This is a genomic window from Rhodococcus sp. FH8 (assembly GCF_019266085.1).
Classification (GTDB): domain Bacteria; phylum Actinomycetota; class Actinomycetes; order Mycobacteriales; family Mycobacteriaceae; genus Rhodococcus_F; species Rhodococcus_F qingshengii.
In genome coordinates, this window is record NZ_LPNQ01000080.1 from 641,630 (window position 1) to 662,606 (window position 20,977).

At 61.2% G+C, this 20,977-nt stretch carries 21 protein-coding genes; 6 read left to right on the plus strand and 15 right to left on the minus strand.

The window, feature by feature from the left end; translation table 11 throughout:
* Positions 1 to 240 precede the first annotated feature (240 nt).
* The 3 genes from ATN38_RS29610 to ATN38_RS33010 all read right to left on the minus strand — a co-directional run bounded on the left by ATN38_RS29610 (position 241) and on the right by ATN38_RS33010 (position 1,504).
* Positions 241 to 579 (minus strand): hypothetical protein, encoded by a 339-nt coding sequence (locus ATN38_RS29610; RefSeq protein WP_230691590.1) that lies wholly within the window; start codon positions 577 to 579, stop codon positions 241 to 243.
* A 78-nt stretch (positions 580 to 657) separates the two neighbouring features.
* Positions 658 to 1,023 (minus strand): pyridoxamine 5'-phosphate oxidase family protein, encoded by a 366-nt coding sequence (locus ATN38_RS29615; RefSeq protein WP_232319051.1) that lies wholly within the window; start codon positions 1,021 to 1,023, stop codon positions 658 to 660.
* A gap of 112 nt (positions 1,024 to 1,135) precedes the next feature.
* Positions 1,136 to 1,504 carry a hypothetical protein gene (locus tag ATN38_RS33010; RefSeq protein WP_020906454.1) on the minus strand — a complete coding sequence of 123 codons (369 nt, stop codon included), beginning with the start codon at positions 1,502 to 1,504 and terminating at the stop codon, positions 1,136 to 1,138.
* Between the two features lie 704 nt (positions 1,505 to 2,208).
* On the opposite strand from ATN38_RS33010, the gene ATN38_RS29625 reads away from it, so the two are divergent.
* Positions 2,209 to 2,679 (plus strand): hypothetical protein, encoded by a 471-nt coding sequence (locus tag ATN38_RS29625; protein ID WP_003945723.1) that lies wholly within the window; start codon positions 2,209 to 2,211, stop codon positions 2,677 to 2,679.
* Positions 2,680 to 2,686: 7 nt separating this feature from the next.
* Here ATN38_RS29625 and ATN38_RS29630 read toward each other — a convergent pair whose 3' ends face one another.
* The 3 genes from ATN38_RS29630 to ATN38_RS29640 form a co-directional block, all read right to left on the minus strand.
* Complete coding sequence (locus ATN38_RS29630; protein ID WP_042452517.1) at positions 2,687 to 3,610, minus strand: DUF2797 domain-containing protein; 924 nt, start codon at positions 3,608 to 3,610, stop codon at positions 2,687 to 2,689.
* Between the two features lie 65 nt (positions 3,611 to 3,675).
* Positions 3,676 to 4,332 (minus strand): DUF305 domain-containing protein, encoded by a 657-nt coding sequence (locus ATN38_RS29635; protein WP_218749221.1) that lies wholly within the window; start codon positions 4,330 to 4,332, stop codon positions 3,676 to 3,678.
* Positions 4,329 to 5,894: an LVIVD repeat-containing protein gene (locus ATN38_RS29640; protein ID WP_042452515.1), complete on the minus strand. Its 1,566-nt coding sequence runs from the start codon at positions 5,892 to 5,894 to the stop codon at positions 4,329 to 4,331. The genes ATN38_RS29635 and ATN38_RS29640 overlap by 4 nt, the downstream gene beginning before the upstream one ends.
* 178 nt (positions 5,895 to 6,072) lie before the next feature.
* Between ATN38_RS29640 and ATN38_RS29645 the strand changes: the two genes are divergently transcribed.
* Together ATN38_RS29645 and ATN38_RS29650 are read left to right on the plus strand one after the other, a co-directional pair.
* Positions 6,073 to 6,660, plus strand: a complete 588-nt coding sequence (locus tag ATN38_RS29645) for a TetR/AcrR family transcriptional regulator (RefSeq protein WP_228401948.1) — start codon at positions 6,073 to 6,075, stop codon at positions 6,658 to 6,660.
* A 45-nt stretch (positions 6,661 to 6,705) separates the two neighbouring features.
* Positions 6,706 to 7,842 (plus strand): GIY-YIG nuclease family protein, encoded by a 1,137-nt coding sequence (locus ATN38_RS29650; protein ID WP_042452510.1) that lies wholly within the window; start codon positions 6,706 to 6,708, stop codon positions 7,840 to 7,842.
* 80 nt (positions 7,843 to 7,922) lie between these two features.
* Here the strand turns inward: ATN38_RS29650 and ATN38_RS29655 are convergent, their stop codons facing one another.
* From ATN38_RS29655 to ATN38_RS29670, 4 genes are all read right to left on the minus strand, one after another.
* Positions 7,923 to 9,140 (minus strand): Dyp-type peroxidase, encoded by a 1,218-nt coding sequence (locus ATN38_RS29655; RefSeq protein WP_042452507.1) that lies wholly within the window; start codon positions 9,138 to 9,140, stop codon positions 7,923 to 7,925.
* Positions 9,133 to 9,633 (minus strand): copper chaperone PCu(A)C, encoded by a 501-nt coding sequence (locus ATN38_RS29660; RefSeq protein WP_003945769.1) that lies wholly within the window; start codon positions 9,631 to 9,633, stop codon positions 9,133 to 9,135. Before ATN38_RS29660 ends, ATN38_RS29655 begins: the two co-directional genes overlap by 8 nt.
* A 25-nt stretch (positions 9,634 to 9,658) precedes the next feature.
* Positions 9,659 to 11,089 (minus strand): PepSY domain-containing protein, encoded by a 1,431-nt coding sequence (locus ATN38_RS29665; protein WP_161120318.1) that lies wholly within the window; start codon positions 11,087 to 11,089, stop codon positions 9,659 to 9,661.
* Between the two features lie 108 nt (positions 11,090 to 11,197).
* Positions 11,198 to 11,728 (minus strand): hypothetical protein, encoded by a 531-nt coding sequence (locus tag ATN38_RS29670; RefSeq protein WP_037132363.1) that lies wholly within the window; start codon positions 11,726 to 11,728, stop codon positions 11,198 to 11,200.
* A gap of 220 nt (positions 11,729 to 11,948) precedes the next feature.
* Between ATN38_RS29670 and ATN38_RS29675 the strand changes: the two genes are divergently transcribed.
* Together ATN38_RS29675 and ATN38_RS29680 are read left to right on the plus strand one after the other, a co-directional pair.
* On the plus strand, positions 11,949 to 12,656 hold the full coding sequence (locus tag ATN38_RS29675) for a hypothetical protein (protein WP_218749223.1): 708 nt from the start codon (positions 11,949 to 11,951) through the stop codon (positions 12,654 to 12,656).
* 309 nt (positions 12,657 to 12,965) lie between these two features.
* On the plus strand, positions 12,966 to 14,132 hold the full coding sequence (locus tag ATN38_RS29680; protein ID WP_003945525.1) for a MinD/ParA family protein: 1,167 nt from the start codon (positions 12,966 to 12,968) through the stop codon (positions 14,130 to 14,132).
* A 40-nt stretch (positions 14,133 to 14,172) separates the two neighbouring features.
* Here the strand turns inward: ATN38_RS29680 and ATN38_RS29685 are convergent, their stop codons facing one another.
* The 3 genes from ATN38_RS29685 to ATN38_RS29695 all read right to left on the minus strand — a co-directional run bounded on the left by ATN38_RS29685 (position 14,173) and on the right by ATN38_RS29695 (position 16,772).
* Complete coding sequence (locus ATN38_RS29685) at positions 14,173 to 15,207, minus strand: hypothetical protein (protein ID WP_007734628.1); 1,035 nt, start codon at positions 15,205 to 15,207, stop codon at positions 14,173 to 14,175.
* Positions 15,208 to 15,408: 201 nt separating this feature from the next.
* Entirely contained in the window at positions 15,409 to 16,491 is a 1,083-nt protein-coding gene (locus ATN38_RS29690) for a M48 family metallopeptidase (RefSeq protein WP_042452503.1), read from the minus strand.
* Between the two features lie 77 nt (positions 16,492 to 16,568).
* A complete protein-coding gene (locus tag ATN38_RS29695; RefSeq protein WP_003945456.1) occupies positions 16,569 to 16,772 on the minus strand; it encodes a hypothetical protein in 204 nt (67 codons plus the stop codon).
* A 145-nt stretch (positions 16,773 to 16,917) separates the two neighbouring features.
* On the opposite strand from ATN38_RS29695, the gene ATN38_RS29700 reads away from it, so the two are divergent.
* Entirely contained in the window at positions 16,918 to 17,073 is a 156-nt protein-coding gene (locus tag ATN38_RS29700; protein ID WP_003945912.1) for a DUF6131 family protein, read from the plus strand.
* Here the strand turns inward: ATN38_RS29700 and ATN38_RS29705 are convergent.
* Both ATN38_RS29705 and ATN38_RS29710 read right to left on the minus strand, forming a co-directional pair.
* Complete coding sequence (locus ATN38_RS29705; protein ID WP_218749224.1) at positions 17,067 to 18,245, minus strand: glutamate--cysteine ligase; 1,179 nt, start codon at positions 18,243 to 18,245, stop codon at positions 17,067 to 17,069. The genes ATN38_RS29700 and ATN38_RS29705 overlap by 7 nt on opposite strands.
* 1,165 nt (positions 18,246 to 19,410) lie before the next feature.
* Positions 19,411 to 20,817 (minus strand): serine hydrolase, encoded by a 1,407-nt coding sequence (locus ATN38_RS29710; protein WP_161120319.1) that lies wholly within the window; start codon positions 20,815 to 20,817, stop codon positions 19,411 to 19,413.
* Positions 20,818 to 20,977: the final 160 nt, after the last annotated feature.

Here is a 20,977-nt window from a genome sequence, read left to right on the forward strand (position 1 = left end):
ATCTGCACTCTTATCAACAAAACTCATGAGGATGATTGTCGGGAAATCCCGACATCAGACCAGGTGTGCTACACATCCACCGAACCCAATCAACCGGCCACGTGCGTGATTGAACATGCCATCGTCCCTATCCGTGCGGTCGAACCGGTCGACCGTCACACGAACTGACCATCGTCACTCACATAACTCACACCGTCGACATCGAACAATGGGGGCCTACCAGCAAGGTTTTGAGATATGTCAAAACTGCGTGCAGATAATGCGTGTATCGCAGCCGTTGTGGCCGAATTCGACGGTGACGTCGTCGGTCCAGGCGGTACCGAACAGCGCGCGGTCGTATCCGGTCTTGGGTGCGCGTCCCTTGACGGGGATCTGTGCCAGCAGTTCAATTGCGGCGGACGAAGGAGCCGAGGCTTCGGTCACGACCGTCGTGGTGACACCGGATCCGATTCCCGAACCGAGAGAAGATGTTTCGGGCGCGTCGGCGTTGGAATTGGCGCAACCTCCCAGCACGATCACGGCAGCAATGCCGATGGTGACGCCGGTGATGCCGCGCCTGTGATGTGCCGTGCGTGCCATGTGTGAGAGTCCATTTCTGCGAGAGATGAACTACAAGTATGTCATTCACGACAATTCGGGCCTAACCGGCACTGTCTGTCAGTCCGGTCGAAGGAACCATCGAGTCACCGGGACCGAGACGAGGACCCGCGGACCTTCACGAGTTTCGTCTGCGGCATCCCAGCCGTCGTACTTCTCGCCGAAAAGTCTCAGGAGGTCGACGAATTCGCCGACATCGTGATGAATTGTCGCGAGGCCCTGTGCGACCCACGGGTCGCCAGCGGATCCGTCGACTGCCAACGAGACCCGAGGATCGTCCAGCAGGTTCCGAACCTTACGATTCTGCTCAGCGCTCGGTATCCAGAATGTGTTCTGATGCAGTAAGAACCAGACCGGAGTCGTGTGCGGCGAGCCGTCGCTTCGGAGGGTGGTCAACCACACGCAAGGAGCATCCGCGATAGTCACGGTCCCAGTATCGGCGCCGGCGCGAGGTTCACCAATCGAGTGTTCGGAACGAACAATGCCCGGCCCTCGCCGTTGGCGAGGACCGGGCATTGTCGGGAAGGGAGTGGAAGCGTCAGATCTCGATCTTGGGGGTCTGTTCGCCCAGCTTGTGGCGGGCCAGCGCCAGGTTCGCACGCGCACGGTCCAAAACGAGGTACACGAACAGCGTCGACAGTCCGGGCGTCTCGAGGACGCGAATGAGGTGGTACTGGTTGCTCAGGGTGATCAGGATGTCTTCCAGGGTGTCGGTAATCCCCAAGTTACTCATCGTGCGGAGCTTTGCTCGCACAACCTCGGAGTTGCCGGCGCCGGCGTACTCGAGGCTGAATGACGGGTTGCCGCTCATGCCGAGAACCATTCCGCTGTCGGCGTCGACGACGGCTGCACCGCTGGCACCGTCGATGCGCATCAATTCGCCGAGGATCTTGTCGATGTTGCTCATTGCTTCTCCTTGGTAGGGCCGAGTCGCGCGGGGCGACTCCAGGTGATGCTTCGGTGGTGAAGTCATCGGTACATTTCGAGGTGGAATCGTTGGTTGCGGCGTCGGGAGTGGGTCGGGCGGCAACTTTTCAGTTTGTGAGATTTGTGGGCTCGTTCCGTTCGGTGCAGATGGGCGGCCATTCGACGACTCGAATTCGTCGATGCGGTCTGCGGGTAGCCAGCCGTCTCCGGCGGGTGCGTTGAGTGGCCGTCTCGTATCCGTCTCGTAGTCCGGGGCCGGCGGCTGGAGTTGCGGATACACCGGTGCGGTCAGCGGTCGCTTGTACGGAATCGGCTGACCACCCGCGTCGGCGACGTTCGCGAACCAGGCGGCGTACCCGGGGTCGCTGCGATCGAGGTTTTGCCCGCGATCGTCGTCTTCCTCGCGGGAACCTCGTCGACGAAAAAGTCCCACTCGTTCCAGCCCCTTATAGACGAACTATTTCCGATCGGAGCGTTCCGGATGAACGCGGCAGACCGGACAATCCCACCCGTAGTTATTTTGCAGTTAAGTCACCGTAGCATGGGTTCGCGAACGGGGCATACAGTCCAATCCCGCAGTCGGGAGGGCGAGGCGCTCGGATTCGGCAGGATGCTCGGGCAATTGGCGCTGACGGGCGACGCCGGTCCGTTCGAGCGCCAGTGGCCCTCTGGCATCCTTGAGGGATGAAGAAAACGATCACCGGGTTCATCGGTGCCTGCTCGCTGGTGGCGCTGGTTGCCTGCGGTTCTGACGGAGACAAGCCGACCGAGGTCGGAACACTAACTTCCTCTGCTTCGGCGACCACCACGGCGACGTCGACGACGTCATCCGAGGCTCCGGCGACGTCGTCGGAAATACCTACCGAGACCCCTTCGGTCGACTCGAGTGCTCCGGCTGAGGTCCCGTCCGACCCGAATGTGAGTTCGGCGCTGCCACGGACCTACGCGCAGGCGTGCTCCGACGTTCTCCGGTACCTCGACGCATACCAGCCGGCCATCGACGAGTCCGGAGAGGAAATGGGCATGACGCGTGAATCATTGGCAAACGACATGCTGACCTCCATCCAGGCTTATCCCGAATGGTCGAGCCTGTCTGCCGACGAGCAGGCCGAGGTCACTCGCGGATTCGCCGCAGCGACCGCGGGAAGTTGCTGACCTACTTTCAGAACAACGATTCCTGAATCGCCACGCCAGGGGACTCGAACTCGCCGACGGTGATGGTTCGACCGACCAGTCCGGACACATCCGCGACGAAGCGTGGCGATTCAGGATCGGGGTCGATCCGCAGCGAGGCGATCGAACCGGCAAGGCCCTCCAGATACAAGGAATGTTCCCCGGACTCGAAAGTGTGCGGATACGCGATCAACGGTGCCGCATCGAAGACCGCGTCAGCGCACGCCGGCGCCGTCCATTCTTCGGGAGCCTCCAGGATCTCGATTCCGTCGATGTCCGATCCGATGTCATTCAGCTCGTCTTTGATCGACGATACGAAGTGGTGCAACGACTTTCGTAGTTTCTCTCGATCCAAGGGCCCTGTCAACGCTTCGATCTTCCGAGACGTACGTATTGCCTGGCTCAAGTGGAAGTGCTCCGAAACTCGGGCTTCGAGGGCGCGAATGCTGTAACCGTCCGTCGACCGCGCTACGAACAATGCGCAGACTGCCCCTTGTTCGGCGACTCGCGGATGCTTGCGGAACTCGGACGCCGTCCCCACCTTCATCTGGCCGCCGGCGAATACGTCGACGTAGAGCCATTGTGGTTGTGCGAGGTAGGTACGCACATTCGGATGAATGTGCGCGCCGCTGACGTGTGCCTGATGAACCGTGGTGAACCCCTCACGATTTCGGCATCGGTCGCACTGGCGTCCTGCGGTGACCGTCGCCCCGCGGTCGCACGGCGAGTGTCCTGGACCTTCGGCGGTGAGATCTCGCCAGCCGAGGCAGCGGCGGCCCTTCGTCTCGTCGACGGAGAATCGCAGCACCGAGTCGTGAGTGAAGAAGGTCGTAGCGGAAGTGGTGTCGTCGACGCATCGGATCCGCGGTGCTGTCGGGTTCGACCAATCGATTCCGCGAACAAGCAGGGTCATGATGAAGTGTCGATTCCTTCTGTAGTTCGCAGGTCGACACCTATGGTAGTCACTGCACATGCGGGTCAGTGCAGTGGTTGTGCCCCAAGTTGTTCGAGCATCAGCGTCATCAGCCCGGATTCCTGACTCTGGGTGTTGATCATGTCGCGGGCGGACTGTTTCACCGGCCCGCTCTCGAGCAGGGCGTCGGCGGCCTGCGCCATGGCGATCCCGCCACGGTGGTGGCGTTCCATCAGTTGAAGGAAAAGGACCTCGGCGTCGAGCCCGCGAGCGCTGCTCAGTTTCTCGAGTTCTTCGGTCGTAGCCATACCAGGCATGGAGTCGGTCTCGGTGTCCAGCGTTGCCGGGTGATGACGAGAGTCACCCGCGCCGCTCGGCGACGCCTCCATCCACGCCATCGGCGTTCTACTGTTCGGCGGGACACCGGCCAACCTCAGCCAACCGAGCATGACACCGATTTCCGTTCGTTGAACATCGTCGATCTGTTGGGCCAGTCTCGTCACCGCCGGGTCCACATCGGGACTCAGACGCGCGAGAATGAAGAGGGCCTGTTGATGGTGGGCCGCCATGTCGTGCACGAATCCGATTTCGGTTTCGCTCAGAACAGCTCTCTGCGTGTGGTTCTCGGGTGCGAACAGCGGACGTAGTGCTGCGCCGAGTACGAGCAGCATCAGTGCTGCAGCCACGAGTGCGACGGCTTTGACCGCTCGCGGTGCCGTCATGATCCCACGGTCGTCTTCTGGTCAGCCGGTGGTGTGTAGACACCGTTTTCGAGTTGCATGGCAACAAAGCCGTTGTCGGCGCACGTCGCCCACAACGTGGTCCCTCGCCATTCGGGCGGGGAGAAGCACCAATCGGTCGAGATGTCGCCGAGAGCGACCATGCCCGACCGCGAACTCAGTGCTTGGCCGGGGTCGAACTGGCCCTGCGCGATCGACTGCGCGATTGCCGGGGTGCTGAGAACGGGTACCCCGATGAGCGACGCGAGAGCGTGTGGCGAGTTGGCGAGTTCGAGATTGCCGCCGGTCCGAGCAGGTGGGTTGAAGTACGCAATTTCGTGGACGTCGAAGGGATCTCGAACATCGAAGACCCGAATCCCGCTCGAGATCCATCCACATGCCAGCGCCGTCGGGTCGACCGGGCGATCTGCCGAACAGTAGTGAGATTCGTACGCGAACAGCGATCCGCCGGCAGCAGACGCCAGCGCAGCGTCTTGATTCTCCGGCAGATTGATTTCGAGCTTCACCGAATTGACGACCGACGGTTCGTCGTCATCGGAGACGTCGATCAATTTGACTCCGCCGGAACCACCTTCGTCGACGGTGAACAGGTACGGCGAACCGTCGTAGGTGACCGGAATGCTGTGTTGGGTGGCCCAACCGTCGGTCCACGAGAGCTGGGACAGTTGGCGCACCCGAGGATTCGGGACCCGGCGCTGAACCTCACTGATGTCGAGGACATGTATTCCGCCGAGATTGTTCGACAAGTACATGCGATTTCCGTCGGGACTGATTCCGAAGCCGTGCGTCGACAACCCGATGAGGTCCTGCCAGACGACGCGCGGGTCGGCGGGATCGGTGAGATCGACGGCGCTCACCACGCCGGGAGCGGTGCCGGAAGACCAGTAGGTGTTCCCGTCCGGTGAAAATCCTCCCTCGTGATTGGTGATGGGCAGCAGCATCCCCAGATCGGTTCCTGGTCCGGGGTTGAGCAGTTTCGGGTGCGCGCAATCGGAGATGTCGTAGACCGACATCAGGCCGACGCCGGTCAAGAGCGGAACGCCCGTGCCCACCAGCAGCTTTCGCGCGGTGTTGACCTTGAGGCTCTCCCACGTTCCGGCCAGCATCGCGGGTTCGGTCAGCGTGGCGGTGAGAGCGGGATTGGCAGGATCCGACACGTCGAGAACTTGGACGCCCTGGGCGGGGCCCAGGAGGTTCCCGGGGAAGAAACTGCCGACGTACGAGCAGTGTTCGAAGTTGGTGGACGTGATCCCGCCGCCGCGACCCGAGTAGCCGCCGATCTGAGACATGTTGCAGCTGTAGCCGTCTCGGCTGCGTCCGCTGTTTCGGTCCTCGGCCGGAACATCACCCTGCAACCCGGTCTCGGGCATCGATCCCGGGCCGCATTCGGCGCGGCTTGCGGCGGTGGAAGCGACACCCGGGTTCTCGTGGATCGAGCCCGGGGCAGTGGCGGGCTCAGCCGACGCGACGCACACGGGAAGGACGGTGATCAAGGCGACGAGTGCGATGGCAGATCTGGTTCTGATGGTCGTGAACGATTTCATCGAGTCCAACTCCCGGTGCGGGATTGCCTTTCGTATCTCACGGGCAGACGTATCTCACGGACAGGCAGCACGGAGGGCAGGCGCGTGTTCGAGCGCTCACGACGATCGGGTCGGGGTGTGAACCGGTGTCGGGCCGCAACCAACCGGACAATGCTGTCCGGTTGGTATCGTAGTGTGCGTGACATCGTCTGGCCGCGTCAATAGCGGATCTCTCAACAGAGGGCCGAGAGATGCGGCGCGCAATCGTGCGGCACTCGTCTCAGCAGCTCGTGAGGTGTTCGCCACTCAGGGTTTTGCTGCTCCGCTCAGCCTGATCGCCCGCACGGCCGGCGTCGGTCAGGGCAGCCTCTACCGGCACTTTCCCACTCGCGAAAGCCTCGCACTCGCGGTGTTCGACGAGAACATCGTCGAGCTGCAAGATATGGCTGCCGATCCGGATTCGACTCTCGACGATCTTTTTCGATTGTTGGTAGACCAGATCACCACCTCCATCGTGTTCGTGGAGGTCATCAAGCCCGTCTCCTTCGGCGACTCACGACTGAATTCGGCAGGCACCCGTCTGACCGATCTCCTCGAAGGACGGCTCGAGGAGGCGCGTCGAGCTGGGAAGATACGCGAGTCCGTGACTGCTGAGGACGTGATCCTGGCGATCGCCATGTTCGCCGCGATCATGGAACGGACTGCCGAGAGCTCGCGAAAAGAAGTCGCGCAGTCGGCCTGGAACCTACTTGTGCAGGGACTGGCCGGGCCGGCAGCGGCGGGCTGAGTCGCGTTCGCCTCGCGTCTCGAGGTGATCGCCTAGGCTCGTGGCATGGCTATTGTCTGGACAGTTCCTCGCGCTATCGGCTCCACCTTGCTCGTTGCTCCGTTGATCAAGGAGTTCCTTGTCGAGGGTGACGGCACCCTCGATGCAAAACTGACTGCGGTCGGTACGGTCTCTGCATCTCTCGAGAAGCAAGTCGGCCGCACGTTCACCTCGATCAGCGCTGCTTCGGCGGCAATCTTTTCCGGTGCTGCCGGTTCCACCAGCGTGCCAGACGCACTACGTCTGGCCGTGATGCGCACTCTGTCCACCGAGGTCGTCGTCAGGAAGCCGGCTCCGCAGCCGTTCTCCGAGAAGGTCGGTAAGAGACTGGGGCAGTACGTCTTTGCTTTGCGTGACCCGCGTAACGACCAGGTGTTCCATGTCGGGCACGGCACGGGAAATCAAGTATTCGCGCCGGTATTCGAAGCGCTCGGTGAACTCGCGAACCTCGAAGGAGCGGACGCTCCGGTCGAGTCGAATGCCGCTGTGACGGCAGCCAAGATCGCTCGGATCCGCGAGATCTACGACGCAGGTTCGGCGGTGGAGCACTTCGTACTCCTCCGCTCGGTCTCTGCCGCCACGGATTCGGCCGCCACTACCGACGAGGTCGTCCGAGGCATCGTGGAAGCCTTGCGGATCACCGACGCGGGAGAGGGTCTGACCAATCTCGCAGGCGATACCTCGGACAAGGACGCCCGTGCGACGCGCGTCGAGGAACTCGCATTGCGCTACTCGGCTGATCCCGCGCCGGAACTCCCGACGCCGAGCATCGTCCTCCACGTACCGGCCTCCGCCCGTCCGGGAGCAACGCCGGAAGAGATCTACGAACTCGCGCGCGCCGAGTGGTCTGCCGGTGCGGCCGTTCGTGCCGAGATCGGAATCCCCGTTCTGGTGTTTGCCGACAGCATCATTCGTGGTGCCTTCCGTGCTCAGTCATGGGAGGTGTCCACCCGCAATGCCGACGGAAGCCAACTGTGGCGGTTCAACGGAACCGTCGACGACGAGCTTGCTGCCAAGTACGTCGGAACCGAGGTCACCCCACACAACGTCGGACTGAAGAAGTGGCCCGTCAGTGGTTGGGTCACGAGGTTGACTACCGCCCGTCCAGGTGCGGTCATGCCGGGACCTCGTAAGTCCAAGTAACGCAACAACTTCAGGTAGAAGGCATTGTGGGGGCGGGATCCGTTCGGATCCAGCCCCCACAATATCGTTGCCCGGGGTTGTCAGCCGAGCAATCCGCTTCCCAGATAGTCGTTCTCGGTGCATCCCGGCGGAATGAGATACACCGCAGAACCGATCGGCGTCGTCCACTCGTTGAGTGCGTCGAAGTCACTCAATCGCTGTTGGACCGGTAGATATTGCTCGGCGATGTCCCGTTGGAATGCTGCGAAGATCAATCCCGAATTCGAGGTCTGCCCGCTCTCGGGTGCGTCGTCGTAGTTGTATGCCCGACGGAAGAACTGCTCCTTCTCATGCGTCTGGTGGGCTCGCGCGATGTGTGATCCTGGCGGGATCACCGGAATCCCGAACTTGTCCGTGAGTGTGAAATCCGCTTCGTCGAATTCGTTGGTTCCGTTGAGCGGAGCGCCATTGGACAACGTGCGCCCCATCGTGAGTTCGCGCCCCGAACGGTCGAGTTCGTCCCAGGTATCCATTTCCATGCGAATGCGTCGCAGTACCAACGAGGTTCCGCCCGCCAGCCACGACTGACCCGCGCCGTCGTGCCAGATCAGTGAATCGAAATCCACTGTTCCCGGAGCAGGATTGACGGTCCCGTCCACTTGGCCCATGAGATTGCGCATCGTGGTTCCCTCAGGCGTGGTGCCGCGAGCGTTGCGGAACCCCTTTTGCGTCCACCGGATGGTCGTCAGTGATCGGACGTTCTTGGTCAGAACTCGCACAGCATGAGCAATGGTCACCGGATCGTCGCCACAAATCTGCAACAACAGGTCCGATCCGCCCCATCGATCGTCAAGTCGGTCGATCGCGTAGCTCGGCAACGGCTCGAACCAGTCCGGTTGACGTGCTTGCAATCCCAGCTTGGTGAACAGGCCAGGGCCGTAGCCGACGGTCACTGTCAAGCGTGCCGGATCCACAGCCAGTTCCCGTTCGGTGTCCGCCAACGCCGGGTAGCCCGCGGTGAGCCGTGACGCATCCTCGGACCACATCTTCATGATTCCGACGACGACTGCTCGATCGGTTCCAGGCAAGAGGTCGAACCCGATGAAGGTGCCGTGCGCTTGCGGCGTGGTGTCGATGCCGGCTTGGTGGACTCCGTAGAACGGTTCCACCAGCTTGCCTGCTTGCTGCTCCTGTTGGCTGCGCTCGACCACTGTGGTTGCGCCCCAGGTTATTCCCGCCACGCCGAGCGCGGCGGCGCCTCCTCCGAGAAGGCGCCGCCGACTGACTGCTCGGCTGGGCGGGTTCGTGTTCTCAGCCACCGTGATTCGGGTCGTAGTTCTCCTGATTACCGGAGAAGTCGCGAATCTGGGCTGTGAACGTGGTGCTGGAACCGTCGTCGTAGATCAAGGTGAGGTCGGTTTCTGCGCCCGGGAGCAGCGGCGCGGACAGGTCCATGAACATGAGGTGGTCACCGCCCGGGGTGAGGGAGGCGGACCCGTTGGCAGGGACCAGGAAACCGCCGTCCTTGGGACGCATCGTCATCGTTCCGCCGTCGCCGGTCACGACTTCGTGCAGTTCGAGTCGAGACGACGCGGGGCTGGTGGCCGAGACCACGCGTACGTCCTTGTCACTGGAGTTGACGAGTTCGGCGAACGCCGCGCTCATTCCTTCCGGCGCGGCCTTGACCCATTGATCCTGAACTGTGATGGATTGTGCAGCTTCGGTTTCCTTGTCGGAGTTGGAAGAACAGCCGGTCAGGGCGAGAGCTGCGGACAGTGCAACAGCTGCGAATATCTTTGTGCGAACAGTCATGTGTGTCTCCGTAATTCGTGAAGTGTCAGGTGGTGGCACGGCGTTTGAACGCCGCAATGCACAGGTCGATCAGCAGGAATGCGAGAAGGCTGATGCCGAGTAGCGGAACGAACCAACCGACCAACGCCGTGATCGCGACGAGCGCAACGAGGCCGACCGGGGAGAGGTTGCGGATTCCGCCGCGGGCAGGAACTCGGCCGGCTGCCCAGTCGGAGCCACGAGTGGGGCGTCGGCGCCACCACATGATGTAGCCCCGAATGACCACGCTGACCAGTGCGAGTGCCAGTGCGGCGAGTGCGATCTGGTTGGCAAGACCGAACAGCAGGCCCATGTGGAGTTGGATTCCCCAGGCCGAAAGTTTGGCTGCGAGTGGCCAATCCGAGAACCACAACTCGTCGGTGACCTTTTGCGTCGCTCCGTCGATTGCGATGGTGTTGTTGCTGTACACCCAGGGCTGACGTGTCTGGGCGACGGTGAACGCCGTCTCGGCGTTCGCGGGTATCGATACTTCGACAGGACCGGTGATCCCGTTGTACCTGGCGATACCGAGGACGGTGTCGACGCGTCCGACGTTGGTGTCCGTCAGCGTGCCGGTGGCGGCGGGGGCCATGTCGTGACCCTCGTGCCCGCCTGTCGCCGGAGGGGGAGCGTCGCCGAGAGTTTTCACAACTGAGGGCGTCGTCCAACTCAACGCGGTTCTCAGATTGCTGACGTTCTCTCCGGCGTAGGTCGACCACGTGAGGCCGGTCGCCGAGAGGAAGACCAATGCAACTGCTATCCAGATGCCGACGACACCGTGCCAGTTCAGGGTCCGGCTTCGTCCGGTGGATGCTCGGTCGATCGTGAGCAGTCGAGCGTTCCGGGCGGTGCGGTAACGACGGAACCAGAGGTAGACACCGCCGAGTGCGACCACCCACATCCACGACGCGGCCAATTCGCTGTAGAGGCGGCCGGGTTCGCCCAGATGAAGGTGGCGATGCAGTTGGGAGATCCAGGTTCGCAGTGGCAGCGAACCACTGCTTCCGTAGACCGCCAACTCGCCGACCGGCTGTGCGAGCACCGGATCGACGAAGACGGCGAGCCTCTCCGATTCGCCCAGTGACGGATCGGTGAACAGGACTCGGGTGGTTTCGCCGGCAGCAGGGGACGGACGTACTGCCGAGACGGTCAAGTCGGGGCGGTACTGCTGAGCGGAACGGATCTGGTCGTTCAGTGACGCGATCTGTCCGGTGGTGTCGGTCTGGAGGTAGTCGCTGTAAACGAACTTCTCGATGGTGGGTGCCATCGCGTAGAGGCCGCCGCTCAAAGCGGCGATGAGGATGAACGGTCCGATCAGGACGCCGGCGTAGAAGTGCAGACGCAGGATCAGTGGTCTGGCGCCGCCAACCTGCTTCTTCGGGGGAGAACTGTCGTTGGACGCGCGCGTCTGTGCGCGCTCCAATTCGGGTGCGGACATGCGTGTACTCGATCCCGCTGTGCGCCTTTGTTAACCGCGGGCGGTTAATAAAGGCGCACAGCAAAGTGGCGCACGTAATCACGTGCGTGAAAGGAAAGGGGAGGTGAGTTACACGAATGCCGGTGGGCCGCGAGTGCCCAGGCCTGAGGTGAGAAGTTGACGTAGAACAACTTTGGCGCGGTATCGAGTACGTGCAGCGAACGGTGACGGTTCAGCTGCCCACGGGCGCAATAGAACGGCGACGATTGCCGCTACCGTCGATGCGGCCACGACGTATCCGCGTTCTGCGCCGCGGATCAGCACTGCGCACACTCCGACGGCAGCGATGTGTGCTGCGAGCATCGGAAGGGACAGGAGCAGGCCGTGTTGATGATCCGAAGCGATGGTCAACGTCGCGTGACCGATGGCCTGACCCGCAACGAGCATGAGGGCGAGCAAGAGCGCGGGGGAGCGACGGGTGTCGATGGACGTGACCACCGCGCCGACGCTCGCGCAGGCGAGGATCAGCAACACGACAGCGCTTTCGGACGGGGCCATGCCGCCACCACCGAGCGCGTGGGCTGCGACGGAAACCGCGCCGGAGGTGCCGCCCACGAAAGCACCGCGCAGCTGCGCGACATCTTTCGGACCCGGCGTCATACGCGAAAGGATACAGGCGCCTACTACCGGGCTTAGTAGGTGATCGGTCGGGATCGTTTCGGTGGCCGACCGACGAACGCGTTAGGTGGGGGATTTGTCCGATTCGCCAAACTTTGCCGAGGACCGGGTGAAACAAACGTGACGGTCATTTTCCGGTGCCAGACTTGGCTCTGGTCGCCGGCAACGGGTCGACGGCAGGGCAAACACATAGGAGAGTTTCATGAGGCGTCGATTCTTTGCGATATTCGCCCTGATGGGTGCGTTCGGTCTCTTCCTGTCTTCGGTGGCCTCGGCGGACCCGGTCACACGCTCCGTGTCGGGCACCCTTGTCAACTCGTGTAGCGATACTGGCGATCCGGTCGGGATATGGATGGTCGTATGGGATGGCTCGACGCAGATATCCTCGGCCACTGTCGGGGTGGGTGGCGCATACACGATCACGAACGTTCCTCCGGGCAATTACACGGTCAGTCCATACTCGCCGGCTGGATGCGGATCCGTACCCGACAGGACGGCGGTAGATCTGACGACGTCCGACGCGACCGGGATCGACTTCGAGTTGGTGAAGGTGTTCAGCATCGTCGGATCTGTCACTGGGTGTCCGGGTGCCGACGGGGTCGGGGCGTCTGACGTGACGTTGAATCTCCTCGATGCCGGCACGCAAATCGCGACGACAACGACGGATGATTCCGGTGACTACTTCTTTCAGTACAAGCCGGCCAAGGACGGCTATTCCGTAGAAGTGGTTCCCGGCAGCGGATGCGGTGCCGATCCAGCAGTAATTCCGGTGAATCTGAGCACGAATGACGTCACCGGTGTCGACTTCGCGCTCACTGCCGACGGCTGCGATACGGGCAGTTCGTTCGGAAGTGTGGATCTGTCGACGATTTTCGGAAGTCTCGGTAGTTCGGAATTCTGCAGCAGCTGAACACTTGTCCATGAAGGGAGGGCGATCGCCGAGGCGATCGCCCTCCCTTTTCTCGTTTGTTACCAAGGGATTTGCCCTGACATTGCGGAAGGCTGTTTCTAGCGGCAGATGAAGATATCTGTGCCGCATATCGTTACGACGTTCGTATTTGCTGAGATCGGCACAAGCTTGGGGACCAAAGTCATCGAAGTGCGGGTGTAACGGTCTGTTGTGCCACGACGGTATTGAGCAGAGAACGGCAAGCCCGCCAGAGTGATAGCGTCCGAGAGGCTATGTCCGAAATGATTCCGAACTCGACCTAGGAAAACGGTGCGCAGCGATAACAACGGTTCGAATAACGGAGTCCTGGGGAACAACTCCGGAACGACTCAGGGCGACGGCCATTTCGACGCGTCCGACGACGGCTATGCAACGTCGATTCGAACCGTCACCTTCACACCACAATTCGACGAGCCTGCAGCAAAACCGTTGCCCAGTCAGCGGATGCGCCAGCAACGTCGTGAAGAGCCGACCGATTTCCGGACCTCGACGCCCAGGCCTATGACCTCCGTCGACGACCTGGACATCATCAAGCGGGCGAAGCGTCCACCCGAACGCGGTTTGGGCAGTGTGTTGTTCAAACTCACCGGGGGCCGGATCAACACTGGGCAGTCGGCTGCCGAACTCGAACACCAGGCTCTCGTGCGCCGTGCCAACCGAACGGTGCGCGGCGTGTACAAGATTGCTTTCATCTCACTCAAGGGTGGAGTGGGGAAAACCACGGCGGCCAAAACTGTCGGTTCGACGTTCGCATCGATCCGTGGGGATCGAATCGTAGCCATCGACGCCAATCCCGACCTGGGGACTCTGGCTGATCGCGAACGACGTGAACATCACCTGACCGTTCGTGATCTGTTGGCCGACGGTGACATTCGTACGTACAGCGATGTTCGCTACTACACCTCGCAAGGCGACAGCCGACTCGAAATCCTTGCGAGTGAGGCAGATCCGGAAACTTCGGAGTCGTTCAACGAGCAGGACTACCTCGATACTCTCCGAATTCTCGAGGTGCACTACAACATCGTCATCACCGACTGTGGCACCGGAATCATGCACTCGGCCATGTACGGAATTCTCGACGAAGCAGATGCTTTGGTTGTCGTCAGCCCGACAGCTCAGGATGGTGCCCGTAGTGCTGCAGCAACGCTCAGTTGGCTGACCAAGCACGGATACGCAGATCTGGTGAGCAGGTCGGTCGTGGCGATCAATTCGACGCGGCCGGGTTCGTCTTCGCTCGACCTCGATCAACTCGAGGACGTTTTCGCTCAGCGTGGAGTGCGAGCGGTCAAGACGTTGCCCTACGACGATCACCTGGGCGAAGGCGGTCCGATCGACTTGAAGTTGTTGAACAAGCGCACGGCACGGGCATATCTGGAACTCGTCGCAGCAATTGCCGATGGGTTCCCGGACTCGGTGGGCAAGCACGCTTCTCGATAGAACGTGCTCGCCACCGAATCTGATCAGCAGGCTCCGGCGTTCAAGGGTGCCGAAGTATCGCGCCGTACCCGTCGGCGAGAACGAGGCGTTCGTCGATCTGTACCAACTCGGTGCCGGTCCCGATTGCGATGTAGGGGAGTACGCGATCGGCGGGCCCGATCAACTCTCCACTGGTGACTTCCTTGTCGTCAGGATCGGTGAGCAGCAGCGTCTCGACCTTGCCCTGTTCGAGGGCGTCGAGGACGCGTGCGGTCCCGTCGATGGAGAGGCCGGAGTCCCGGCCCTGCTCTGCGACGTAGCGTTCGGTTTCCACATCCATTCTGCGCAGTCGCTGCGTGTCGATCAGTTCACGAATCGACTTGGACACCTCGGCGGGTGTCGAACCGACTGAACGCGAACCCTTTTCGACGTCCACCACCCGTAGCGTCGACGGCAAAAGCTGTGCAAAAGCTTTGCGGGATTGTACTTCTCCGATGACAACCACCAGCGCGACCTTGTGTTCACGGGCGAGCGCCGCCGCGCGCTCCACAGCCTGAGTCAGGTTCTTCCGGATATTCTCCTCCACGAGGCTTTGGCTGTCGGTGTATCGCTCCTGACCGCCCACGTGTGCCTTGTGGACCGGGAAGCCGTCTCCGTCTACCGTTTCGCCGTACACGTCACGCCCGCGAGCATCGCGCACGCACAGGTCCGCGCCAGTGTGGTCGACCTTGGCGATGAGGAACGGTTCGGTGTCGTATCCGTGTGCGATCAGTGGAATCAGGTAGGGCAGTTCGCCCAAGGTCGCGATAGTGGAGCCGGCAGGTTCGAGCAGAATATCGTCGATCAGCACTGCCTCGGAAGTGGCGACGATCGCGCGTCCGGCGCGACCTGAGATGCCGTGATGGTTATCCTTCACCTCGTCCAGTCGTGCGATCAGCGATTCCGATGCTCCCTGTTTCGTGAGTTGATTGCGCATCGAGCGCCATTCGAGTTCGAAGCGCTCGCGCGCATCTTCCCGGTTACGGACGTCTTCGAAGTACACGGAGGCAAACGGGCCGTCACTCGAACCGACCTTCTTCAGTCGCCCAGCATGCATGTCGGCTCCCTTCTGTAGTGGTCCTATGCCGCGTACCCGACAACCGGTGATTCGACACGACCGCTTTCAGTTCGCACGTTTGTTCGACTGCTGGTACTGTCTGTGAACGTGAGGGTGGTGCAGAGGGAAGCCTGCATCACCTTCACGCCAAGAGCCCGGGACCTGCCGCCGACTGCCTTCGGCGGCAGGTCCCGATTCTGCTTACTCGGCGTCGTCGGTGCCCTTCGACCTGTCGGAACTCTTGCGCCAGTGGGTGAATCGTTCCTTGATGTCCGACGCTACATCGCCGACGCCATTCCCCACGGCGCCGACCGCACCGCCCAATCCGCTACCGATGTCGCGCACCATGCGGATCAAAGGGTCCTCCGACTCGTCGAAGTTCTGCTTGTAGGTCTTGGCTGCATTCTTGAACTCGTCGCTGATCTTCGCTCCGTCGTCATCGCCGCGACGGGGGTAGTTTCCGCGCAGAATCGCGGCGTAGTCTCCGCTGTCCACCCACTTCTTGAGCTCGGCGGCGCGAAGCACCGAGAACGGGTGAGAGAGCAGTTCGATGTTGAGGAGCTTGAGTACACCGTCGCGGAGGTCGCCGCTGGCGTCGTACTCGGCGGCCTGGGCAAGAAACGCGTCGATGTCGATTTCACTGACTCGGGATCCGCCCGCCAATTTCATCTGGACGCGAATCGCGGTGTGTACGTCCTGCCCGCACAACAGTCCGGCACGATCACCGGACAGTTCTGACTTGCGCTGCCATTCCATGAGGGCGGCGATGATCGCGCGCAATGCCCATCCGCCGACGGGCAGCCATCCGATGGTTCCGGCCAGTCGCATCAAATGCATCAGGATGGTCCGATACACAGCATGACCGGACAGCGCGTGGCCAAGTTCGTGGCCGATGATGAACCGCTGTTCCTCGTAGTTCATCACGTCCAATAGGCCGGTAGTGACCACCATGAACGGCTTGTCCATGCCGATGGTGAAGGCGTTGACCATCGGGGTCTGGAGTACGAACAGCTCGGGTGTCTCGTCGGCCTGCAGGATGTCGACGCAGTCACGGCGCAGGTCGTTCAGGTCGCTGAACTGGCGTTCGTCGACTCGCACCGACGTGGCCAGGTACATGAGGCGGTGCTGACGTTCTTGGAGCAGTCCGGACAGCGTCCGCAGGACAGTGTCGAACCCCCGAAGCGTCCGGAGCGTCACCAATGCAGCCCGATCGGCTGGGTGTTCCCACGCACGCGAGCTGATGTCCGGGAACTCGATTCGGGTGCGATCTGGTGCAGTGGTCATGGTGGCCCCTCACTTCGATGTGTGTCGACTCACCTCCAGGGTAACGACTAGTCGGTTTAGCGTGGATTTCCCGCAGCTCACTCGGTGGGCTGGGGGAGCGTGCAATCGGTGACTTTGGGGTTGACGCCGAAGTAGTTCAGCGGACCCGCGATGACCGTGAGCGCGATGGTCCCGACGCCGGCGCAGTTGGTCGGCGAACTGCTGTAGTAGCCGCGTTGGCCGGCCGCGACGGCCCCGACTATCAGCCAGATCAGAACGATCAGAGTCACAATTCTCATCATGGCGGGCTCGATTCTTCAAATATTATGGTGCCCAGCGAAATACCCGGTCAGAGTGGGTATGAAACGCTCTGCCGACGGGTATCCACGGTGTATGCGGCTCGAGGCGGGCGTATCCGCCCGAGTGAACGCACTGAAGGAGCTTGTGATGATCATCCTCGGCGTGATCCTGCTGATAATCGGTTTCGTGGTGAACATTCCGATCCTGTGGACGATTGGTGTCGTCTTGCTGGTGATCGGAATCATCCTGTACGCGCTGGGCGCGGCCGGGCACGCCATCGGTGGTCGGCGGCATTACTACTGATCCGTTATCGGCTCGTCGTGCGTATCCGTGCCAGTCGGCGCGGTCGGTACGGTGCGCTGAACGGCACGCGCAATCAGTTCCCGAAGGCAGACCTGGCGCAGCGTTCGCTGTTGCCAGTCGCTGCCGTTGCCTGTGACTGACTTGAGCTGCAGCGCCGACTCCACGCTCGCGTACTCGCCTCCCTCGTCGAGGGAGTCACGGACATGGATCAGGAGCCGGTGCAACAGTTCCGTGGCTGAAATTCTTTGTGAGGTAATCGGATCGATCGACGCTCCCAGGACGCCTTCCTTCGCGGACACCCAGGTTGCGAGGCGGAGGCTCTCGAGGGAAATGTTCGGAGCCTCGATGCCCCGGTCTATCGCGCGTAACGCAGTTGCCACCAGAGCCCGTCCAAGGGTTGCAAGTAGCGCTGCATCCTCTGCTGTCGGCTGAACGTCGCAGACTCGGATCTCGACGGTCGGTAGGTGGCAGGAAGGTCGGATATCCCAGTAGGCCATCCGCTTGTCGAGCATCACGCCGCAATCCACCATCTTCGCAACCGCGGTGTCGAAGTCCCCGGTGGTCTCGAAGTACGGCGGCGGCCCGGCGACTGGCCACCTGGACCATTGGATCGCCCGCCAACTCGCGAAGTCGGTGTCGACTCCTTGGTGGACACGGGAATTGGCGCTCAGTGCCAACAAGGCGGGCAACCAGATGCGCACGTGATTGCAGACCTGCACGGCCTGTACTTGATCAGCGACGCCCACATGGATGTGGCAACCGCAGATGCTTTGTTCGGCAGCGAGGGCGCCGAAGCGTTCGCCCATCCGGCGGTAGCGAGGCGAGTCGCTGATCTCGAAACGCGAAGGCCCCGAAAGCGGTGCGCCGACGGCCAACAGCCTGCAGCCGTTCAACTCGGCAGCTTTTGCCGCGAGCCGACGCATGTCGATCAAGTGGGTTCGGAGTTCGTCGATGCCATGGCACACGGGAGAGTTGGTCTCGACTTGGCAGCGGGACAACTCGAGCTGAAGATCCAACCCCAGTGTCGACGCGGTTTCCGCAACCGCAACATTGTCGGTGGACGGCAACCAGGAGGTTGGGTCGACGAGGATGAATTCTTCTTCGACGCCGACGGTCGGGGTCGTCGATTCGTGGCGGCCAGCGGTGGATTCGGCCGAGCAGGTGGCGCCCATGCTCGCGTCTACCCGGTCGGTCGAAGGCGGAAACCGACCCGAGGAAGCCCCGTTCTCGTCGGGAGAACGGGGCCTGTGGTCGGCCTTGCCAACATCTCGGAAGCGTCAACGAGTCCTTGCACACCGTATGAATCTGGGGACTGGCGTGCCTGGGAAAACGTACTGTGTCGGACTCGGTAAAACGAGACCCCAAGGCATGTCTCACCCCCTATTTCACCCTCGTGTGGACTTGTCCGCACACCCTTCGCCGAGTCGCGGATCATGACCTGGCGGCCTGCGGTGGTGCAGTCTCGGTTTTATCCGTGGGGCCGCCGTTATCGAGCAGATTCCGAGAATACGAACCCATCTAAACTAACGTCCAGCATTCGGATGTGACGTTCTGGCGGAGTGTGTGGGTTCGGTGAGTCAACAGATATTTGATCAGTTAATCGCGTGCACAGCATCCGGAGAAGTTGTGGAACTTTCGAACTGGTATTGCGTTTCACCAGCGCAAATCTTCAGTGGTCATGAGTAAAAGTCAGAAGATGGGAGAAAGTGCCTGGGATTGTGTTGCTACCGGTTCGTTATCGCATACGAGTGTCCACTATGTGCGTGGATGACGACTCTTGAAGGCGGGCAAAACTGCGTGTCAGCTGTGTCGGAGCTTCCTCTGCCTTTGTGTTCTTGGATTGAGAGTTTCACCAGGAATATCTTTCGTGATCGACGCGCCGGGAAATTTTTCTCAAGATTTACCCACTTGCTAATTGGGGAATTCAGCGGGTTGCGGAAGACCGAAATATTGCGGGTGGGAGCTGTTATTTCCGGTGATTTGCCCATATCTTGCTGAGTGACGTATTTGCGACCGAAGTGTCGCGCGGTCGAGAAATAATGCTTTTCATGCTTTACATTGGAAATTGCAAGATGCACGTTTCATCCTCAGTGTTAAACGAAAGGACGAACGCAATGGGTAGCTTGGAAGATTTCGACATCGCGGCACTTCTTCAGAAGGTCATCGCATTCTTCGACGGATTCTCGTCGGACGAGACCGAGACCCCCACGGGCTAAGACTTAGCGAAGCCGCTGTGCATCCGGATGACACTGGATGCGCAGCGGCTTCTCTGTATCCGGCGCCTTCATCGGCGAAGGCAATGAATCGGCGTGCGTGGTTTCGGCCCGCCACTGGGCACTAACTGGTTGCATCCGTCTGGATCAAGAGCATCGCGTCGTCGACCGGATCGAAGTACAGAGCCGGGTCGGCAACCAGTGCAGCGTCGTCACCATGAGTTTGCATGGTGACAACCCAGGCACGATCGTCGTGTTCCACGTAATAGGCACCCGCGAGGACCCCGATGGAACTGCCGCCCTTGAATCCGCCGTAAGTGAACCATTTCGCGGACTCGTCACTGAGCGCCGGATCCTCGGCGAGAATGTCTCGAACCGGTGCGCCGCTCTCGGTCTTCGCCTTCTCTTGCAACGTGACCAACGCGGCACGCAGGTCGGCGGGCGAGGCGAACCAATCGATGTCGAAAGGCCATGCGGGGGTGGTGAATGCTGACGCCGGGATGTCCACCAGGCCGCCAGGTAGTGCCGCGAGTATCGCTCGACGCTCGTCCGGAGTTCCGTCGCGCCAAGCGATACGTTGTGCGCCTTGGTCACCCCAGCCGAGTTGGAACAGTGCGCGGGTCGGCTTGAGCGGGATGTTGAGCGAAGGATTTGCCATGCCCATCGGGGCGAACTCGGCTTCTACCTGCTCGCGCCCGACAGCAGCGATCAGCATGTCGGTGGCGGTGTTGTCGCTGATCGAGATCATCTTGCCGGCGGTATCTCGGACCGTGACTTCAGTTCCCGATGGCAGGTCCTGCATGGTCCCGCCGGGCATCGATTTGAGGTCGTCGGTGATGGTGAGCTTCTGATCCCAGGAGAGTGTCCCGTTCTGGACGGCCGTCGCGACCGCGCCGAGAACGTACAGCTTGATCGTTGACCCTGTGGGCTGTGGTGAGGTGTCGCCGACACTGAAGACTTCGGCGTTCTTTCCTTCGGTGACCTCGGTGACGGTCAGATTGGTCGGCGCGGGAAGCGCTTTGACGGCTGCCTCGAGTTCTTGCCAAGATGCGGCCGGCACATGAACGTCCTTGGTCGGTGTGATCGCCATTCCGAGGATCAGCCCGTTGCCGTCGACGACGACGTTGACGTCGAACGCACCGCCGGTGGTGCTGGTGATGGAAACTGTGCCGTCGGAGTCGCCTCCCTTGTACTTCACTGTTGTCCAAGGCTGTCCGGCTCGGATGGAGTCGAAGTCCGGAGGTGTCAGGACGACGGGTGCAGTGGGCCCGAAGTGTTCGGCGATTTCTTCCTGGGTCAACGGCGTGCTCGTGTTGAACGCACTGAGAAGCCAGGTGATCTGCTTGCCGACGGAGCTGTCAGGGATCGTGACCGTAGCGGGTGCCGCGGTGGGGGAGGTCTTTGTGCTGTTTTCAGAGGTTTGTGCGGAATCAGTCCCGGAAGTACATGCGGCGAGGGCGAATACCGCTGCGGAGGCAAGTGCTACCAGCGCGAGCGGGCGGCCTTTCCTGCGTGTGTGTTCGAGATTCATGGACTTATTTCATCAGCATCTTCTTCGGCGCGCGTCCGTCTGAGGTGTAGACATACTCAGCCTGAGGTACTGAATCGCTTCATTCTGGAGTACCGTCAACCACTTGTAGTGGTGACACGCACCTTGCAGCTGGACAAATGGGAGAAAGGCTGCACTCGAA

Coding starts and splice junctions, on each gene's coding strand:
- ATN38_RS29610 (WP_230691590.1), bottom strand. CDS start 579: ATGGCACGCACGGCACATCACAGGCGCGGCATCACCGGCGTCACCATC.
- ATN38_RS33010 (WP_020906454.1), bottom strand. CDS start 1,504: ATGAGCAACATCGACAAGATCCTCGGCGAATTGATGCGCATCGACGGT.
- ATN38_RS29625 (WP_003945723.1), top strand. CDS start 2,209: ATGAAGAAAACGATCACCGGGTTCATCGGTGCCTGCTCGCTGGTGGCG.
- ATN38_RS29630 (WP_042452517.1), bottom strand. CDS start 3,610: ATGACCCTGCTTGTTCGCGGAATCGATTGGTCGAACCCGACAGCACCG.
- ATN38_RS29635 (WP_218749221.1), bottom strand. CDS start 4,332: ATGACGGCACCGCGAGCGGTCAAAGCCGTCGCACTCGTGGCTGCAGCA.
- ATN38_RS29640 (WP_042452515.1), bottom strand. CDS start 5,894: ATGAAATCGTTCACGACCATCAGAACCAGATCTGCCATCGCACTCGTC.
- ATN38_RS29650 (WP_042452510.1), top strand. CDS start 6,706: ATGGCTATTGTCTGGACAGTTCCTCGCGCTATCGGCTCCACCTTGCTC.
- ATN38_RS29660 (WP_003945769.1), bottom strand. CDS start 9,633: ATGACTGTTCGCACAAAGATATTCGCAGCTGTTGCACTGTCCGCAGCT.
- ATN38_RS29665 (WP_161120318.1), bottom strand. CDS start 11,089: ATGTCCGCACCCGAATTGGAGCGCGCACAGACGCGCGCGTCCAACGAC.
- ATN38_RS29670 (WP_037132363.1), bottom strand. CDS start 11,728: ATGACGCCGGGTCCGAAAGATGTCGCGCAGCTGCGCGGTGCTTTCGTG.
- ATN38_RS29675 (WP_218749223.1), top strand. CDS start 11,949: ATGAGGCGTCGATTCTTTGCGATATTCGCCCTGATGGGTGCGTTCGGT.
- ATN38_RS29685 (WP_007734628.1), bottom strand. CDS start 15,207: ATGCATGCTGGGCGACTGAAGAAGGTCGGTTCGAGTGACGGCCCGTTT.
- ATN38_RS29690 (WP_042452503.1), bottom strand. CDS start 16,491: ATGACCACTGCACCAGATCGCACCCGAATCGAGTTCCCGGACATCAGC.
- ATN38_RS29695 (WP_003945456.1), bottom strand. CDS start 16,772: ATGATGAGAATTGTGACTCTGATCGTTCTGATCTGGCTGATAGTCGGG.
- ATN38_RS29700 (WP_003945912.1), top strand. CDS start 16,918: ATGATCATCCTCGGCGTGATCCTGCTGATAATCGGTTTCGTGGTGAAC.
- ATN38_RS29705 (WP_218749224.1), bottom strand. CDS start 18,245: ATGGGCGCCACCTGCTCGGCCGAATCCACCGCTGGCCGCCACGAATCG.
- ATN38_RS29710 (WP_161120319.1), bottom strand. CDS start 20,817: ATGAATCTCGAACACACACGCAGGAAAGGCCGCCCGCTCGCGCTGGTA.